The organism is Mycoplana sp. BE70, from assembly GCF_031455855.1.
Classification (GTDB): Bacteria; Pseudomonadota; Alphaproteobacteria; order Rhizobiales; family Rhizobiaceae; genus Mycoplana.
In genome coordinates, this window is the sequence record NZ_JAVDTM010000001.1 from 132,241 (window position 1) to 148,387 (window position 16,147).

Genomic DNA, 16,147 nt, shown 5'->3' on the forward strand with positions numbered 1-16,147 from the left:
GGAGCGAGGCGGAAGCCGCCCCGAAGCAGCGGTTATGCAACGCGGCCGCCTGGAAGGAACGCTATGGACAGTCTGAAGTTGCTGGCGCTGGATGCGGAGGATCTCGCCGTCGTTTCGGCGCACCTGCAGGATGCCGTATTCAAGACGGACGACATCAGCTGGGATGCCGGTCACGGCGTTTTCTCCGTCGCCGTCAACCGCTTCGTCTGGGAAAAGGCCGGCGAGCGGCGCAAGGGTTTTCAGCGCCGCCGCGCGCTGGTTGCGTTCAAGCGGGTGCGGGCGGTCCGATCGATCGGCATCGACCGCAACGATCGCGATGCGGTGCTGTCCCTGCTGGCGATCCGCTTTGCGCCGTCGGCAGACGGTCCCGAAGGCACGGTTGAATTCCTGATGTCCGGCGACGCCTCCATCGCACTCGAGGTGGAATGCATAGAAAGTCAGCTTGCGGATACCGGCGGGGCGTGGGAAACCAGCTTGAAACCGCGCCATCCAGCGGGCTAGAGCAAAAAAGGTTCGCGATGTTGCTCAACGACGATGCGACCCGCCCGCAAAGGCCGCGGGGCACGCTCAACGGGCTGAGCCCGCAAGGACAGGGAATTTAGAAAGTGGCGATCAGGCTTGATTATGGCGACGGTGACTTTGAAGCGCGGTTTGCCGCCTTTTTGACCACCAAGCGCGAAGTTTCGGAAGATGTGAACGCCACCGTCCGCGCCATCATCGAGGATGTGCGCGACAACGGCGATAAGGCGCTCGCCGCCTATTCGCTGCGCTTCGATGGCCTCGATTTCAACGTCACCCCGATGCGCGTCAGCGCTGATGAGATCGAAAAGGCGTATCGCGAGACGCCTGCCGAACTTGTGGCGGCGCTTGAGCTGGCGGCGGCTCGCATCGAGAAGCACCACGCCCGGCAACTTCCGAAGGACGACATCTACGAAGACGAGATCGGTGTCGGACTCGGCTCGCGCTGGACGGCGATCGATGCGGTGGGCCTGTACGTTCCGGGCGGCACGGCGAGCTATCCGAGCTCGGTGCTGATGAACGCGGTTCCGGCCAAGGTGGCCGGCGTGCCGCGCATCGTCATGGTCGTCCCGGCGAAGGAGGGCGCGATCAATCCGGTGGTGCTGGCGGCCGCCCGCATTGCCGGCATCGACGAGATCTATCGCATCGGCGGGGCGCAGGCCGTGGCGGCGCTCGCCTACGGCACCGAGACGATCGAACCGGTCGCCAAGATCACCGGCCCCGGCAACGCCTTCGTCGCCGCCGCCAAGCGTCAGGTGTTCGGCACGGTCGGCATCGACATGATTGCCGGCCCCTCGGAGGTCCTGGTGATTGCCGATGGCGAGAACGATCCCGACTGGCTGGCCGCGGACCTTCTGGCCCAGGCCGAACACGATCGCGGCGCCCAATCGATTCTGGTCACCGATAGCGCGGACCTCGCCGACGCGGTCGAGGCCGCGGTGGCGCGCCAATTGAAAACGCTCCCGCGCGCCGAGACCGCCGAGGCGAGCTGGCGCGACTTCGGCGCGATCATCCTTGTGCCCGATCTGGAAAAGGCCATACCGTTGGCCAACCGGATCGCCGCCGAACACCTGGAGATCGCCACCGGGGACGCCGAGGCCTTCGTGCCGAAAATCCGCAATGCGGGCGCAATCTTCGTCGGCCGCCATACCCCCGAAGTCATCGGCGACTATGTCGGCGGCTCGAACCACGTATTGCCGACCGCGCGCTCGGCGCGCTTCTCCTCCGGGCTTACGGTGCTCGACTACATGAAGCGCACCTCGATCCTCCGGCTCGGCCCGGACCAGCTCCGCACACTCGGCCCCGCCGCCATCACGCTGGCCGAGGCAGAAGGGCTTGGCGCGCATGCACGGTCCGTCGCCATCCGCCTCAATCCGGGAGGTTGACGACGGGGATGACGAAAATGCCCGTATTCCGCCTGTGCGACGTGGTGCTGGACGAGACGATCGGCCGTGCCACACCGGACGTCGAGCATGAGCGGGCGGTGGCGATCTTCGATCTGATCGAGGAGAATGCTTTCGAGCCCGTCGGCCACTCGGGCGGGCCGTACCGGCTGCAATTGTCGCTGATGGACTCGAAGCTTATCTTTGCCATCACCACCGAGGACGGCGGGAGGGTCGCGACGCACATCCTCTCCCTCACCCCCTTCCGGCGGATCGTCAAGGACTACTTCCTGATCTGCGAGAGTTACTACCAGGCGATCCGATCAGCCACCCCGAGCCAGATCGAGGCGATCGACATGGGCCGTCGCGGCATCCACAACGACGGATCGCAGACGCTGATGGATCGCCTTTCCGGCAAGATAAAACTGGATTTCGACACGGCGCGGCGGCTGTTTACGCTCGTCTGCGTGCTCTATTGGCGCGGGTAGGCGAGATGATCGGCGGCACCGCGCAGGGACAGGACGTGACGCGCAGCCCCAGGTCGCTCCTCTTCATGTGCCGCATGAACGCGGTGCGCTCGCCAATGGCCGAGGCGATTGCCCGCAGCGTCCTGCCGTTGGGCACCTACGTGGCATCGGCCGGCATCCGGCCGGGCGAGCGCGATCCGTTCGTCGATGCCGTCCTCGACGAGATCGGGCTTTCGATCGAGCGCCACGCGCCCCGCGCGCTCGAAGAACTTGAGGACGACTATTTCGATCTGATCGTCACGCTGGCACCAGAAGCCCATCACGCCGCGCTGGAACTGACCCGGTCCAATGCGGTAGAGGTGGTTTACTGGCCGACCCCTGATCCCACCGTGGTGACGGGTACGCGCGACCAGATCCTGACGGCCTATCGGGACGTTCGGAACCACCTAGCATCATTGATTGGACGTCATCTGGGCAACGGCATGGCCACACCTTCATAGGCAAAGATGGCCTGTTGCGCGCGCAATTGCAGAAAGCCGAATCATTGGTGTTCACAAAGGACCACCGATTGTGTAGTTTCCGGCAAAATTCCGAGGGGCTGCATTGTGCGGCCCATCAACGAAGGATCATCACCACAGTATGGCCAAAGAAGAAGTCCTAGAATTTCCCGGCGTCGTGACGGAACTGCTGCCGAACGCCACTTTCCGCGTCAAGCTCGAGAACGAGCACGAGATCATCGCGCACACGGCCGGCCGCATGCGCAAGAACCGCATCCGCGTGCTTGCCGGCGACAAGGTCCTTGTCGAAATGACCCCCTACGACCTCACCAAGGGCCGCATCACCTACCGTTTCAAATAAGCACATCGCTCCCGGCGCCACCGGCGTTGGGGTCAGGCTCCTTCGAGGTTTCATGGCATTGGACGAAAAGCTCATCCTGGCATCCGGTTCGCCGCGCCGCGTCGAGCTTCTGGCGCAAGTTGGTATCGAACCTGCGCGTCTGATGCCGATGGACCTCGACGAGACGCCGAAGAAATCCGAGCATCCGCGTTCCCTGGCACGGCGCCTGAGCACCGGCAAGGCCGAAGCGGCACTGGCCGCCATCAAGGGCGATCCGGGCGCGGAGGGCAGCTATATCCTGGCGGCCGATACGGTCGTGGCGGTCGGGCGGCGCATCCTGCCCAAGGCCGAGATGGTCGACGAGGCGTCGAGCGCGCTGCATCTGCTTTCCGGCCGAAGCCACCGCGTCTTCACCGGCATCTGCCTGGTCACGCCGGACAGGAAAGTCCGCCAGCGCATCGTCGATACGAAAGTCCGCTTCAAGCGCCTCTCGGGGCTCGATATCGAGAACTATCTCGCCTCCGGCCAGTGGCGTGGCAAGGCGGGCGGCTATGCCATCCAGGGGATCGCCGGCAGCTTCGTCGTCAAGCTGGTCGGCTCCTATACCAACGTTGTCGGCCTGCCGCTGCAAGAGACGCTGTCGCTTCTTTCGGGCGAGGGCTACGACATCCACAGGCGTTGGTCCGAGGCCTGAGAGAATGCCGGCAAACAAGGAAAAGCCGACCGCCAAGGTCGCCCCATTGCGCAAGAGCCGTCCCTGCCCCGAATGTGGCCGGTCGTCGACGCGGGAACATTATCCCTTTTGCTCGGACAGGTGCCGCAGCATCGACCTGAACCGCTGGCTGTCGGGCTCCTATGCCATTCCCGCCAGCGAAGACGAGAGAAAGCCTGACGAGGACGAGTAAGGGCTGCACATCGCGGCGGAAAATTCAATTATTTCCGCAGCTTGTCTTTATCCGTTTTTTCCAGCGAAAATCATCCGAGGGGGCTGGACACCGTCGAGCAAGATGCTATAACCCCGCTCGCTTCCGGGGCGAAACCAACCGCCCCACGGCTTCCAAAGGAAGCCAGCAAGGATGCCCGGATAGCTCAGTTGGTAGAGCAGCGGATTGAAAATCCGCGTGTCGGTGGTTCAAATCCGCCTCCGGGCACCATTTGCTTTCAAAGATCCCTGTTTTTCAGCCTCATAGCAAAAAGCGCGACCGTTGCACCCTCGCCGTCTACCATCAATCCGGTGGTAGGAAGCCACTGATCCGTTCGGCCTGGGTGAAATAGTCATCGTTCTCGCATTCGACGATGAACAGTGCCTGCAGCATCATCTCGGCCTTGAGATGCACGCCCTCGATCGTCGAGGGACGGAAGTGGCAGATCATCCCGTTGGGTCGCGAGTATACGATCGCACTGATCGTTCGGGAGTGGCTGGCGGGAACGGCCATCTGCCAATCCACGACGTGGGCGAGGATTGCGACACGGAGGGGAGGACGGAATACCCGCCATCTCCCGCGGAGGCGTGACCGCATTGCCAGAGCCATGTGTGACGCCCGTTGCCCCGCCACTGTGCGCCTTTCTACCGGGAATTGTTCAGGCTTCTGTCAGAAACTCATGGCATCCTTTCGCAAGTTTGAGCTTGCCGCTTTGCTCAAACTTAAATGCCTCAGAGTGACCGGCGGGTCCTCGACCGCCGGTCGCATTCTTCTACGACGGCACCCTGAGCCACCAAATCAGGGCATGCGCATTGCACTCCGATGCTCCTGATGTCATCTCCCGACGGGTTCACGTGATACCGCGCAATCAATCCTCCGGACCGCACCGCCCGGCAGATAGGCGGCCGATTTGTGCCTCGCCAGTTGCAGTTCGTCCCATAGGCCATCAGCGTCCATGCGGCGGCAGAAGAAGTCCGCCCACAGGAACTCGGCGAAGGGCGCCTCCTCCTTGGCATAGCCGCCAAGGCGCCTCACCTCGCCAGCGAGGCTGCGGAACGGGTCGTCGCTGAGCTTGTCGAGTCTCTCGGGAAGATCGCCATAAGGCCGTCGCCTGCCAGACGCGTCGAACGGATGCAGCCACGAGCGGAACCGCAGGAAGGAAATGGCCGCCCAGGAAAATTCCGGTTTTGCCGGTCGTCATCTTCTGCAGTTCTTTGCGCTTCAGCGCCACCTCGCGCATACCAACGGTCATCTGGGTGGGGCGCAGGGACTTCAAGGAAACGGCATGCAGGACGGGGAAGACGTTCATGGGCATGGGGTATCCCTTGTCACGGCGGCATCGCGACTTTCTGCAAATCGACGTATTCATGCATTTGGATGGGTAGTGAGTTCGAGCTGAGGCAGCCCAGGAATGCGGAACCGAAGCGAGCTTTGCCCAATGCTGCTCTGAAGGAGCACCTCCAACAACAGCAGTTCGAAATGCCTGCTGTTTCCGCTCCGGTCTGGCCGGTCGAGCACCGCTATCTTGCAGCAAAGACCACCGCTCCGGTCAGTGACGTTTATGCGACTGCTGGAAACCAGCTACGTCGTACTGAGATACGCTTTTCGGGTTCTTGGAATTCTGTGGCTGGGTGCCGGCGTAGTGTGCCCCAGCGTTTCCATCTGGGTTGAAGGCCGAACCCGGAGCAGAACTGGCATGGCCGGGCGTAGCACTGCCCGTCTGAGGGGTGCCAATCGTTTGGCTCGGTTGCCCCTTCATCCCGGTTACTGTGTGAACATTGAGGGCCCAGGCCGGGCCGGCTGAGATTGCGAGCAGAGTGACGCCAAACGTTATCAGTGATGCCCTCCCATCTGCTTTTAGGAGTCGGCGCGAACCGCTGCGGCGCGTCAGCAACCTGTCGGCGCGCAGCCATCGCGCTATGCCATTATCGCGCATCCGTGAATTGACTTGAGGAGCGAGGCAATGGCGGCGCGCGCCGCCTCCGCATCACCCATCACGGCGCACCTGCCCTTCAGCCACGCCCCCATATCCCTTGAAGCTTAGGAAAGCGCCCAGCAAATCCGGAAATCATCGCCACCACGACGATAGACGCTCGACCGCTATAGATCGTCGAACCTGCCGCAATTGCGACTTTCGGCAAAGCAATTCGGATAATGCCACCGACGGTCATCAGCCAGCCCAATATGGTGATGACCACCCGCCAGTCCATCTGCCATTTGTTGTGCAGGTTGACGATAGCAAGACCGGCGAGCATCGACAAAAGACCGGACAGATAGAGCAGGATGCCGAAGTGCAGCGCGTCCACGATCATCTTCTCGTACATACCGATGTTGACCAGCATGCCGAGCGCAACCACGATCAATGTCGGCCCGACCAGTCTGGCAAGAAAAATCGAACGATCCATGAGCCTCCTCCGCCTCACGTCTCGGGATCAATTCGAATTGCGCGGGCGTATTCTGCATGCCGGCAACGAATGCCAGCACACTGACACTTTGGAGCGAAAAGAAAAAATATCAAAATTAAATATAGGCAACTATAAATAATTTGAACACACAGCAGCTACCTAGTGATTCTCTGCAGGTCGACCCTTGCTATGCATTTGAAATTTGCGCCATTTTTGCGGTAAACAAATATTGATCGCCCGTGACCGCGACCGCTCAACCGAACAGAATCTTACTCAAACGTAACATGACCCGAAAAACTGGAAGGAATACACTCTGCATCTAGCCGGATACTGCCGGCGACTCGGTGAGCCGCGACGCGACGGTATCCGCAATTGTGGAGATTCAATCATGCGCTCGCTTCTCAAGACTACTGCGATTGCCACACTAATTCTGTATGCAGGCGCCGGCGGAGGCGGAGCATACGCAGCCAGTCACCATGACCACGATAGCGGCGATCAACATGTCGTGGCGTCATCGCAACCTCAATCCAACCAGGGCCAGGACCACTTTGTCGATGAAAATCCTGGTTATCCCGCGAACATGATGGTCGTCGTGGCGCCACACCGGGGCGTTGTCGAGCGGCCGCGCCTTACCCATGTTCTGGGTGAACTGCGTGCCGAAGATCATCGAATTGACCGCGACCGCACACACGGCAAGCTTTCCGCCACTGCATTCAACCGCCTCGAGCGCGAGGAATCGAACATTCGGGCTCAGGCAGTTAACACCGCCGACCGACATGGCGGCACTATTCCAAACCTGACCTATGCGCAGTTGCAGAATGAAATCCGTCAACTTGATCGCGACGTCGCGCGATCGAGTTGAGCCGCAAGCGGCCGAACGGCCGGCCCGGCGCCAATTCCGCGGCTTCCGGAGGCCTGGAACATACTGGCTATGGCTCCCCGGGACCGCGCCCGACCGCAGGCAAATACTGGAAACAGGTTGATCCAGGGTTCGAGGGAGAAACGACATGGCGACCACTCTTCATAGGCGCGAAGTCGCGGCACTTTTCGGGGTCGTGATAGCTGCCGCACCGATCGTAATGTTGACGTCAACCGCAGGGGCTGCTGACAATGTTGCAGCCGCGCCAAAAGGTGCTGCTCCGACTGGAGTTTCAGACTCCTTTGCTCCCATTGTTTCCGTCGACAGGCCTGCCGTCGTTACGATCGAGGCGACGGTGAAGGAGCAAGACTCCGCTTCTGCCGACGTGTCGCCTGGCACGCCCTTCGGCGAACAGTTCCACCAGTTCTTCGGTGACCAAGGTGATTCATCTTCGCCCTCGACACCTCTGCCCCAGACCGAGTCGCTTGGTTCGGGCTTCATCATCGCGTCCGACGGCTATATCGTGACCAACAACCACGTGATCGAAAATGCGACATCGATCAAGGTCACGCTCGACGATGGCACTGAACTCACGCCTAAGCTAGTCGGCGCCGACCCGAAGTCCGATCTCGCCGTGCTCAAGGTGCAGACGCCAAAGGTGCTCAGCGTTCTGCACTGGGGCGATTCCGATGTACTGAGTGCGGGCGACCAGATCATTGCGATCGGGAACCCCTTCGGGATAGGCACGACTGTGACGGCTGGGATCGTTTCCGCACGCGGCCGTGATCTTCACAGCGGGCCTTATGACGATTTCATTCAAATCGATGCGCCGATCAATCGCGGCAATTCGGGCGGGCCGCTGGTCGATCGCAACGGTGAAGTTGTCGGCATCAACACGGCGATCTACTCACCAAATGGCGGCAGCGTGGGCGTTGGCTTCGCTATTCCCTCTGATCAGGCGCGTAAGGTGGTGGCGGAACTCATCAAAGATGGAACGATCGCTCACGGCCTGATTGGTGTCATGATCCAGCCAGTCACCGACGACGTCGCGGAGGCGATTGGCCTGCCGAAAGCGGCTGGTGCCCTGGTCGCTGGTGTGAAGCCGGGCGAGCCGGCAGCTCTTGCCGGCGTCAAGGCGGGCGATGTGATAACCGCTTTCGGCAAAACTCCAATATCTTCGCCTCGCGATCTTTCGCGGGTTGTCGCAGATCTTGCCCCGGGCACACCGGAGACCGTTACCGTATGGCGCAGGGGCAAGAGCAACGAGCTCAGCATCACGATCGGGCAGGACCAAGCAGCGCAGCAGTCTGCAGTTGCTGATACGAGCGGAAAATCCGATGCGTCTGCCCAACGGCGGCCCACAATCGGCATACACCTCGGCGATATCACGCCCGGCATTCGACGCCAGCTTCATCTGCCGCGCGACGAATCGGGCGCCGTGATCACAAGCGTTGCTGAGGGCCAGCCGGCGGCGGACGCCGGCCTGCAGCCCGGGGACGTCATCATGTCGGTAAACCAGCAACCGGTCACCTCAGCCAAAGCGGCGAAGGCTGCCGTCGCTGATGCCGGTCGTAGCGGGCATAAGTCAGTCTTGCTCTTGGTCCGCGGGCAAGATGGTCAGAGCTTGGTAACGGTACCGTTCGCCGTCAACTGAGCCGCTTGCTGGCACGCTTGGTCAGTACTCCATTGCCGTCCGGTCTCTGACCGGTCGGCATTTCTCGTCGATATTTCGAGATCAGGGAGTTGGGTCATGTCCAAATCCAGAAATCACTTGCATCGAGAAACGCTCACGCAAGTCTGCGGTGTCTGCGGATTAACCAAACCCCTCACGGACATGACCGAATGCGACATTGTGCGCACCTCAGTCGCCGCGGAACTGGATAAAGCCATTCCAGACTGGCGGGATACCGGCTGGATCTGCCGGACCGATCTGCAGGACTATCGACGCAAATCCGTAGAAGCGATGATCAGGCGTGAGCACGGCGAACTGACTGAACTGGATAGAGAGGTTATCGAGAGTTTAGCAGCGCACGAAACGGTTACAGAGAACACCGATGAAAGCTACGAGGAAACCACGACGATCGGAGACCGCGTTGCCGACCGCACGTCGTCATTTGCCGGGTCATGGACCTTCATCGTGTCGTTCGTTGCCTTCATGTTGTTCTGGATGTTCATCAACATCTTGCCGGCCCTGTTTTCGATTTTCGATCCTTACCCTTTCATCCTGCTGAATTTATTCCTGTCCATGGTTGCGGCGCTTCAAGCTCCATTGATTATGATGAGCCAGCGGCGACAGGAAGAAAAAGACCGGTTGCGTTCTCAGAACGACTACCAGATCAATCTCAAGGCAGAGCTCGAGATCCGCCACTTGCACGAAAAACTCGATCACATTCTCATTGGTCAATGGGAGCGGTTATCGAAGATACAAGAAGCACAACTTGACATGTTCGAAGAACTTGCGCGCGGGCGCGGCGGCTCTGCATGAAGAGAAACGAAATGGCCGCAGCGGCTTCACTTTGTTTCAGGACCCAATACCCGACGCAGTCGACACGACTGGCCGGCATCAAGGCTCAGGCGCCGCCGTCACGCCAGTGGCAATGCGATAACCTTCAGCGAAGCCATCCAGTTCGGCGCGCTCCAGATCGGACACCGCCCAGTAGCTAAAGCCGCTGCCCGTCCACCTCACCATGTTGTAACCGTCGGCCTGTTTGCTTTGGGGACCGGAAGTCCCGGCCGCTGCCGGCTCCGCCACCACCGTGATGAGATGCTCGTTGTGGCGGTAGACGAGCGTCGGGACGGCGCGGCCGCCGATGACGTCGACGCGGCCACCGACAAGCGAAAAGCCTTTCGCAGCCAGATCGGGGGCCGGCGGCGAAATGCCGATCCGATTATCGAGCCAGGGCTTTACCGTGTGGCGATCGGACGAGGCGATGTCGACCGGGCTTGCGGCAAGCAGGCTGCGGCGGTGGGTGCTTGCCACGAGATCGCTGGTGGTTTCGCTTGGGCGGGTCGCACCCAGCCAGTAGCCACCGCCTCCGGCCATGACGAAGGCGACGACAACGGAGGCGGCCATCGCCCGCCAGTCCGCCAGTCCGCGTGGTTGCCGCTGGGGGGAAGCAGGAACGGAGATGCCGGCGCCGGACTCGATTCTGTCGAGCAGCCTCGTGCCAACCTCCTCGCGTTCGAGCCTGGCCAGTGCCGCGCGCGTGACGACGATGGCCTCATGGGCCTTCCCCATCTCCGGCTCATCCGCGATACGGCGTTCTATTGCCGCAGCGGTGGGTGCGTCGAGTTCGCCGTCGACAAGCGCGTTCAGCAGCACAAGATCGGCTTCCGGCGGCAATCTGGCTTCAGTCACGATGAGCCTCCGCGATCGAGATGGCGAGCAGGAGGCGCGCGCGTGACAGACGCGACATCACCGTACCGATCGGCACCGACAAAAGGTCAGCGATCTGGCGATAGCTCAGATCATTGAATTCGCGCAGCACCAGAACCTCACGCAGCGGCGCCGGCAGCGCATCGACGGCCCGCTGGACGGCGGCGGCCTCGGCCTTGCGGATCAGTTCGGCCTCCGGCGTCAGGATCGGGGTATCGGTGAAAGCTGCGTCTGCCGTCTCGGCCAGCCGATCGAGCTCCGCGTCATCGCCGAGCACGAGGACTGCTTTCGGGCGGTTCTTCGCCATCCAGGTGAACGCGGTATTACGCACGATGGCCAGCAGCCATGCACGCGGGTGCAGCACGGTGCCGCGGCCGGCCGCGGCATAGGCCCTGAGGCAAGCCTCCTGCACGACATCCTCCGCATCGTCGCGATTGCCCGTCAGCCCGCGCGCGAAGATCAGCGCGTCCTGAAGGTGCGGCACGACCAATTCCCGGAATCGGGTCGCCGGCTGATCCTCGTGCAAGCGCTCGTGTCCTTCGTTGCCGCGCCGGCCGAGCGGCCGCCGCGTCGGTCATTTGACGACAATGCTACCCTTCATGAAGGGGTGCAGACCACAGAAATAATCGATCGTGCCGGATTGGGCGAAGGTCCGGACGAAACTGTCGTCGGTATCGAGCGGCGCGGAGCGGAAGCTGCCGTCGCCCGCCACGATTATGTGGACCATGTCATCGGAATTGACGAAGCGCACCGTGTCGCCACGCTCGATCGTCAACGCCTGCGGCTTGAATGTGAAATTCGAGATTGTCACCAGCGCCTCCGTTGCGCCAGCCGGCGTTATCGGCTGGACAAGAAAGGCGACAAACGTGGCGGCAAACCCCATCTTGACAGTGTTAAGCAGAATGCCGGGCATGGTCATTGCTCCCTTCCTGCATGTTTATGTCAGGCCTCTCACGCGAGGGTGGTATCAGTGATCGCGAGCCTTTCCTTGCCGACCGTGAAGTCGACGGAGGTCAGGCCCAGCATCGACCGCAACTGGTCAGCCGGAACGATCACGGGGCCGGGCTTGTCGGCCGTGCCGGGTTGCGGTTGCGGAAAGGCCGTCGAGCGGGCGGTGTGGAAGACCATGTTGCCCTCCACCTTCTGCATGATCTGGTGGATGTGGCCGTTGAGAACAGTCACGGAACCGAAGCGCCGGAGCAACGCGAGTGCTTGCGCGGCGTCGTCGGTGCCCCAGCCCCATTGCGGATAGATCGACCACAGCGGGATATGGGCGAAGACGACAATCGGCGTCGAGGCCGAGCGCCCGTCGAGGTCGTTCTTCAGCCAGGCGAGTTGCTCGGCGCCGAGATTGCCGAGCCCCCCGGCCTTGAGATTGACGACGTTGACCAGCCCGATGAAATGGACCCCGTCGCGGTCGAATGCATGCCAGCCGGCGCCAAGCGTTCCCTTTCCATAGCGATCGAGATAGGCCTTTCCCTGTTCCGGATCGATCAGGTCGTGTTCGCCGGGAACATAGGAAACCTCCAGTCCAGTGCTGCCGATGATTCGGGCGGCATCGTCGAATTCACCGCTCTTGGACAAGTGGGTGATGTCGCCCGTATGGATCATAAAGGCGGGCTTGACCGGAAGCGCCTTGATCCTGTCGATCGCCTCGGTCAGCGTATCGACGGCGGTTACCTTGGCTTCCTTGTCGAAGCCGATATGGCTGTCCGATATCTGCAGGAAGGTCATCGCGCCTTGCGCGGCGTCGGCGGCCTGGGCTGTGTCGAGCAACCCGAGCGACCTAGGGATGCCGCCTGAGATGGTCCACAGCACGCCCGTTCCCGCCCATACCATGCATTCGAGCGCATGCCGGCGCGTCAGCACGAAGCCAGCATCGGTCTCTTGTTCGTCCTTGCGCATTGCCGTTCTCCTTTCAAACGTCCGTCGTCGGAGTAGGAGACCGAGGAAGCCGCGCGCTTATTCTGGGCAAGCGCACACGTTCTCGTGAGCCGGGGTGCGGCGACGAAATTGGCCGCCAGGGCGAGTCGCCCATCGGGGACGAAGGCAAAGCCCGACGGTGAGGGTCGCCACAGGAAGATGGACGATCGGCGACGCCTGCTCTAAACTCCCATCCCCAATGGTCTTGGCAGGAGCTAGCGAATGCCAATCTTTATAGACCGACACGTGCTTCCGGGTGTGTCCGCGGCGGACGTGGCTCAAGCTCACCTCAAGGATCTGAGCATACAGGATCGGTATGGCGTCAAATTTCTCACCTACTGGTTCGACCATCGCAATGGGAACACGTTCTGCCTGATTGACGCTCCTGATGCCGAGACCGCACAGTGCGTCCACCGCGAGGCTCACGGTTTTGTCGCCGCTGAGGTCCTGGAGGTGCCCCTGTCGGCGGTCGAGGCCTTCCTGGGGCGCATAGAAGATCTCACGCCCTCAAGCGCCAGCGACAATGATCCTGGTCATCGCGCCATCCTCTTTACGGACATCGTCGGATCGACGGAAATGACCTCGCGGCTGGGCGATCGCATAGCGACGGAACTCGTCAGGGCGCACGATGCCCTTGTCCGCCGCTGCCTAAACCGAACAAATGGCAGGGAAATCAAACATACCGGCGACGGCATAATGGCCGCCTTCTCCTCAATCGTATCGGCCGTGGAGTGTTCAATGGACATCCAGTGGGAGTTCCGACGCTTCAATTCCAGCAATTCCGAGCCGGTTCATGTCAGGATTGGGATCGATTGCGGCGAGCCCGTCGAGGACAGCAACGATCTTTTCGGTTCCACGGTCCAACTGGCGGCAAGGCTGTGCGCGGCGGCGAGCGGCGATCAGATCCTGGTTTCCGAGAACATCTACAGAGAGTATGGCGCGGCCGACATCTTCGCGCACGCCACTCACCGCCACCTCAAAGGATTTGCGCGCCCCGTCCTTGCCTACCAATGCAAGTGGATGAACTGATCCGGCGCTTCCCATATGGCGGAGTCGGAACAGCGAGCGGATCTGAAGACCGCGACAGCCTTCAACTTGCCCGGCCGCCGCCATAGGTCGCCGTACAGTCGCCTGCGCGGGCGGGGAAGGTGGCAACCGGCAGCCCCTTGATATCCTGCATATTGAAGGCGATCTGCTGACCATTGCAGCGGACGGCACGCAATTGTCCCCCAGTCGCGTGCAGGGGCAGGTGCACGAAGGCGTCTTCGGCCCCCCTTGCGACACGCTGACTGAAGTGCAGCACGCCGTCTCGCCAGCTCAGGTCGGCGAAACGGGAGCGGTTGCGACCATCGACCCAAGCCAGCAATTGTTCGGCTGAAATCAGCGGCACGTTGTGCCGCCTCGCTTCGTCGACCAGTATGTCGGCGTAGTCATCGGAATAGTCATAGTGGGTGACAAAGGCGCCGAAGAACTGATCGGCGCCGAGTGCCCGTTCGATCATCGTCCGGACACCGAATGGATGGGGGACCTGGTCTTCATTTACCAGTTGGGTCGCCGCCTGATAGATGTCGAGAACAGTTCCGTCCTCCGTCACGAACGGCATTGGCAAGGCCGACCCGGTCATGAAACCGGGGCGTCCTTCGAGCCAGGCGGGCGGCCAGTTGTAATAGTTCATGTCGAAGCGGATCCCGGCCTCGACCTCCAGCTCGGCCGACTCTGTCCAGCCGTTCCAGACGATGCAGTGAAAGCGCTCGACTTGCTGCCTTCCGAGGAAAGGATACCTGGCCCTGAATTCGCTCACCTGCCGGCGCAGCAGCTCTTCAAACTCCTCCGTGTCGGCGTTTTTGCACTTCGTATTCACATGCACCCCAAACTCGAAGCCCTGATCGTGGTAGGTCTTGACGAGCGCAGGCGCCATCTCAGTCTCCGGCGTCAACAGTGCGGTCGCGCGCAAGCACGCCCAACCCTTCAAGCTGCAGTTCAGGGGGCTAAGTTCGACAAGCTTTGCAAGCAGGGTCGCCGTTGCATCGCGGGTGGCGTGATCGTCGCCAACCATGACGATGGCAGCGCGGCGGTCTCCAGGCAGATACCAGAAGCGGGGAAGCGGCATCGCGGTCGTCGAGAGGACGATGTTGGCGAACAAACGCTGATGCTCGTCCGCCTGCGGCACGCCGATCAGTTCGCGATCGAGATAGTCCGGATAGAACAGGTCGTTTGGACGGCGCGGCGCCTGGCCGTCCCTGTCCTGGCCCGCCCAGTCGGGGTTTCCCTGACGGGTATAGACAATGGAGCGGGCGAGGTCATATGAGAACGCCGTCAAGGTGCCCCGGCCCATACGCAGCATGGCAATGGCCGGTGCCAGAGACGGCGAAGAAGCCCCCACAGACAGGGCGGCAATGGTGCGTGGTGCTTCCTCCGACACGCCGCCGCCCGCCGCAACCGGTTTAGCCTCGCATGATGTCCGTGGTTTCAACCGGTCAATCTCGCCATGGACCTGCAGCGGTCGGGTCGCGAACGCCTTGACCGCCTCGAGGTCCGGGGTCGCACGCAGGTAGGCGTCGTGAAGCAATGTCCCGTCTTTTTCCAGGCACATCAGGGCAAGGAGGTCATCGTCTGGCCGCATCATGACCAGGCTTCCTCCTGCCCTCACCCATTCGACCAGCGACGCAAGCTGCGCAGACGGGAGGGAAGAATTGGCCAGAACGACCGTCGAATAGTGCTTGAGCAAGCCGGTATCGAAACGCTCCCGCGGCACCGAATCAAAGAGGTTGAGCCCTTCAGCCTTCAAAATCTCCTCGTAGTAGGAGGCGTAGGTGTTGTCCGTTCCAACGACGATCAGGCCGGCTGCACCGTCCTGATGGTTTCCCGCCGCAACGGCACGCGTCGTGAACGAGGTGCAACTGGCGCTCGGCAACCAATCTTCGAGCATCTCTCGGAAGACGGACCTCTGCCATACACGCGACAGACAAAGAGTATATTCGCTCGCCCCTTCCAGGGGCGACAGAGGTTTGACCGTGACCAGCTTTTCGGCCCTGTCGATTTCAAGCGACAGCGCCAAGTCTTCGCCACCCTTCTTGCGCAACGATGCGCCGAAGTCCTCGTCCAGCACACTCAGGTCGGCAATACGGACCTTCAACGCCTGCGCGGAGTGAACATCAATCTGCCGGTCGATCGGCAGAATGAAGACAAGATCGGACGAGGATCGCGCCGCAATCAGGAGGGCAAGTCCGGCCGCAAACGCTGCACAGATGAGGAACGCACCCACGTCGAGGCCGCTCACACCAGACCTCGCGTTCTTGGGCATCGCTTCGACGTCTCCTTCCGCAGTGTTCAGCGGATCTACCAACCTTCGGGACGATTGGATGGCCCGGAAGATTGGAGTTCGGAAGCACGCTTAATTCGAGTTTCCATTCGTTCGAGCCGTGGGACGCAATGCGATCGACCGGGCGGATCCGA

19 protein-coding genes, 1 tRNA gene and 1 pseudogene are annotated in these 16,147 nt (G+C 61.4%); 13 read left to right on the forward strand and 8 right to left on the reverse strand.

Annotated features, from left to right (window positions below; all coding sequences use genetic code 11):
* The first annotated feature begins 63 nt into the window (after positions 1-63).
* The 8 genes from J2Y48_RS00670 to J2Y48_RS00705 all read left to right on the forward strand — a co-directional run bounded on the left by J2Y48_RS00670 (position 64) and on the right by J2Y48_RS00705 (position 4,359).
* Positions 64-501, forward strand: coding sequence for a DUF2948 family protein (locus J2Y48_RS00670; protein ID WP_310411167.1), 438 nt, complete (start codon positions 64-66; stop codon positions 499-501).
* 104 nt (positions 502-605) lie between these two features.
* A complete protein-coding gene (gene hisD, locus J2Y48_RS00675) occupies positions 606-1,904 on the forward strand; it encodes a histidinol dehydrogenase (RefSeq protein ID WP_310411170.1) in 1,299 nt (432 codons plus the stop codon).
* 17 nt (positions 1,905-1,921) lie between these two features.
* On the forward strand, positions 1,922-2,389 hold the full coding sequence (locus J2Y48_RS00680) for a UPF0262 family protein (protein ID WP_310411173.1): 468 nt from the start codon (positions 1,922-1,924) through the stop codon (positions 2,387-2,389).
* 5 nt (positions 2,390-2,394) lie between these two features.
* Complete coding sequence (locus tag J2Y48_RS00685) at positions 2,395-2,868, forward strand: low molecular weight phosphatase family protein (protein WP_310411176.1); 474 nt, start codon at positions 2,395-2,397, stop codon at positions 2,866-2,868.
* Positions 2,869-3,007: 139 nt separating this feature from the next.
* Entirely contained in the window at positions 3,008-3,226 is a 219-nt protein-coding gene (gene infA, locus J2Y48_RS00690; RefSeq protein WP_004435948.1) for a translation initiation factor IF-1, read from the forward strand.
* 52 nt (positions 3,227-3,278) lie between these two features.
* On the forward strand, positions 3,279-3,899 hold the full coding sequence (locus J2Y48_RS00695; protein WP_310411179.1) for a Maf-like protein: 621 nt from the start codon (positions 3,279-3,281) through the stop codon (positions 3,897-3,899).
* A gap of 4 nt (positions 3,900-3,903) precedes the next feature.
* Complete coding sequence (gene yacG / locus J2Y48_RS00700; RefSeq protein ID WP_310411183.1) at positions 3,904-4,110, forward strand: DNA gyrase inhibitor YacG; 207 nt, start codon at positions 3,904-3,906, stop codon at positions 4,108-4,110.
* Positions 4,111-4,283: 173 nt separating this feature from the next.
* Positions 4,284-4,359, forward strand: a tRNA-Phe gene (locus tag J2Y48_RS00705).
* Between the two features lie 72 nt (positions 4,360-4,431).
* On the opposite strand, the gene J2Y48_RS00710 is transcribed toward J2Y48_RS00705, so the two are convergent.
* Positions 4,432-4,641 (reverse strand): hypothetical protein, encoded by a 210-nt coding sequence (locus J2Y48_RS00710; protein ID WP_310411185.1) that lies wholly within the window; start codon positions 4,639-4,641, stop codon positions 4,432-4,434.
* 321 nt (positions 4,642-4,962) lie between these two features.
* A pseudogene (locus J2Y48_RS00715) lies at positions 4,963-5,380 on the reverse strand (ParB-like protein).
* Here J2Y48_RS00715 and J2Y48_RS00720 point away from each other — a divergent pair.
* Positions 5,291-5,527 carry a hypothetical protein gene (locus J2Y48_RS00720; RefSeq protein WP_310412731.1) on the forward strand — a complete coding sequence of 79 codons (237 nt, stop codon included), beginning with the start codon at positions 5,291-5,293 and terminating at the stop codon, positions 5,525-5,527. The pseudogene J2Y48_RS00715 and the gene J2Y48_RS00720 sit on opposite strands and share 90 nt — an antisense overlap.
* 613 nt (positions 5,528-6,140) lie before the next feature.
* On the opposite strand, the gene J2Y48_RS00725 is transcribed toward J2Y48_RS00720, so the two are convergent.
* Positions 6,141-6,533 carry a hypothetical protein gene (locus J2Y48_RS00725; RefSeq protein WP_310411188.1) on the reverse strand — a complete coding sequence of 131 codons (393 nt, stop codon included), beginning with the start codon at positions 6,531-6,533 and terminating at the stop codon, positions 6,141-6,143.
* Between the two features lie 388 nt (positions 6,534-6,921).
* On the opposite strand from J2Y48_RS00725, the gene J2Y48_RS00730 reads away from it, so the two are divergent.
* From J2Y48_RS00730 to J2Y48_RS00740, 3 genes are all read left to right on the forward strand, one after another.
* Entirely contained in the window at positions 6,922-7,395 is a 474-nt protein-coding gene (locus J2Y48_RS00730) for a hypothetical protein (protein ID WP_310411191.1), read from the forward strand.
* Between the two features lie 145 nt (positions 7,396-7,540).
* The gene (locus J2Y48_RS00735) at positions 7,541-9,046 is read left to right on the forward strand and encodes a DegQ family serine endoprotease (RefSeq protein WP_310411193.1); all 1,506 of its coding nucleotides are present in this window, start codon (positions 7,541-7,543) and stop codon (positions 9,044-9,046) included.
* A gap of 96 nt (positions 9,047-9,142) precedes the next feature.
* Positions 9,143-9,877, forward strand: coding sequence for a DUF1003 domain-containing protein (locus J2Y48_RS00740; RefSeq protein WP_310411196.1), 735 nt, complete (start codon positions 9,143-9,145; stop codon positions 9,875-9,877).
* A gap of 78 nt (positions 9,878-9,955) precedes the next feature.
* Here the strand turns inward: J2Y48_RS00740 and J2Y48_RS00745 are convergent, their stop codons facing one another.
* From J2Y48_RS00745 to J2Y48_RS00760, 4 genes are read right to left on the reverse strand one after another with little or no spacing between them, the layout of a single operon-like run.
* Positions 9,956-10,750 (reverse strand): anti-sigma factor, encoded by a 795-nt coding sequence (locus J2Y48_RS00745; protein WP_310411199.1) that lies wholly within the window; start codon positions 10,748-10,750, stop codon positions 9,956-9,958.
* Entirely contained in the window at positions 10,743-11,294 is a 552-nt protein-coding gene (locus tag J2Y48_RS00750; protein WP_310411202.1) for a sigma-70 family RNA polymerase sigma factor, read from the reverse strand. The genes J2Y48_RS00745 and J2Y48_RS00750 overlap by 8 nt, the downstream gene beginning before the upstream one ends.
* Before the next feature lie 48 nt (positions 11,295-11,342).
* On the reverse strand, positions 11,343-11,687 hold the full coding sequence (locus J2Y48_RS00755) for a cupredoxin domain-containing protein (RefSeq protein ID WP_310411205.1): 345 nt from the start codon (positions 11,685-11,687) through the stop codon (positions 11,343-11,345).
* A gap of 32 nt (positions 11,688-11,719) precedes the next feature.
* On the reverse strand, positions 11,720-12,673 hold the full coding sequence (locus tag J2Y48_RS00760; RefSeq protein WP_310411207.1) for a metallophosphoesterase: 954 nt from the start codon (positions 12,671-12,673) through the stop codon (positions 11,720-11,722).
* A gap of 240 nt (positions 12,674-12,913) precedes the next feature.
* Between J2Y48_RS00760 and J2Y48_RS00765 the strand changes: the two genes are divergently transcribed.
* Entirely contained in the window at positions 12,914-13,720 is an 807-nt protein-coding gene (locus J2Y48_RS00765; protein ID WP_310411209.1) for a nickel-binding protein, read from the forward strand.
* Positions 13,721-13,781: 61 nt separating this feature from the next.
* Here the strand turns inward: J2Y48_RS00765 and J2Y48_RS00770 are convergent, their stop codons facing one another.
* A complete protein-coding gene (locus J2Y48_RS00770; RefSeq protein WP_310411212.1) occupies positions 13,782-15,995 on the reverse strand; it encodes a hypothetical protein in 2,214 nt (737 codons plus the stop codon).
* Positions 15,996-16,147 lie beyond the last annotated feature (152 nt).

What these genes read in the sequence shown, in the direction of transcription:
- J2Y48_RS00725 (WP_310411188.1), bottom strand. Translation starts at nt 6,533, where the DNA reads ATGGATCGTTCGATTTTTCTTGCCAGACTGGTCGGGCCGACATTGATC.
- J2Y48_RS00685 (WP_310411176.1), top strand. Translation starts at nt 2,395, where the DNA reads ATGATCGGCGGCACCGCGCAGGGACAGGACGTGACGCGCAGCCCCAGG.
- J2Y48_RS00760 (WP_310411207.1), bottom strand. Translation starts at nt 12,673, where the DNA reads ATGCGCAAGGACGAACAAGAGACCGATGCTGGCTTCGTGCTGACGCGC.
- infA (WP_004435948.1), top strand. Translation starts at nt 3,008, where the DNA reads ATGGCCAAAGAAGAAGTCCTAGAATTTCCCGGCGTCGTGACGGAACTG.
- J2Y48_RS00695 (WP_310411179.1), top strand. Translation starts at nt 3,279, where the DNA reads ATGGCATTGGACGAAAAGCTCATCCTGGCATCCGGTTCGCCGCGCCGC.
- J2Y48_RS00670 (WP_310411167.1), top strand. Translation starts at nt 64, where the DNA reads ATGGACAGTCTGAAGTTGCTGGCGCTGGATGCGGAGGATCTCGCCGTC.
- J2Y48_RS00755 (WP_310411205.1), bottom strand. Translation starts at nt 11,687, where the DNA reads ATGACCATGCCCGGCATTCTGCTTAACACTGTCAAGATGGGGTTTGCC.
- J2Y48_RS00740 (WP_310411196.1), top strand. Translation starts at nt 9,143, where the DNA reads ATGTCCAAATCCAGAAATCACTTGCATCGAGAAACGCTCACGCAAGTC.
- yacG (WP_310411183.1), top strand. Translation starts at nt 3,904, where the DNA reads ATGCCGGCAAACAAGGAAAAGCCGACCGCCAAGGTCGCCCCATTGCGC.
- J2Y48_RS00765 (WP_310411209.1), top strand. Translation starts at nt 12,914, where the DNA reads ATGCCAATCTTTATAGACCGACACGTGCTTCCGGGTGTGTCCGCGGCG.
- J2Y48_RS00730 (WP_310411191.1), top strand. Translation starts at nt 6,922, where the DNA reads ATGCGCTCGCTTCTCAAGACTACTGCGATTGCCACACTAATTCTGTAT.
- J2Y48_RS00680 (WP_310411173.1), top strand. Translation starts at nt 1,922, where the DNA reads ATGCCCGTATTCCGCCTGTGCGACGTGGTGCTGGACGAGACGATCGGC.
- J2Y48_RS00770 (WP_310411212.1), bottom strand. Translation starts at nt 15,995, where the DNA reads ATGCCCAAGAACGCGAGGTCTGGTGTGAGCGGCCTCGACGTGGGTGCG.
- J2Y48_RS00720 (WP_310412731.1), top strand. Translation starts at nt 5,291, where the DNA reads ATGGCCGCCCAGGAAAATTCCGGTTTTGCCGGTCGTCATCTTCTGCAG.
- J2Y48_RS00735 (WP_310411193.1), top strand. Translation starts at nt 7,541, where the DNA reads ATGGCGACCACTCTTCATAGGCGCGAAGTCGCGGCACTTTTCGGGGTC.
- J2Y48_RS00710 (WP_310411185.1), bottom strand. Translation starts at nt 4,641, where the DNA reads ATGGCCGTTCCCGCCAGCCACTCCCGAACGATCAGTGCGATCGTATAC.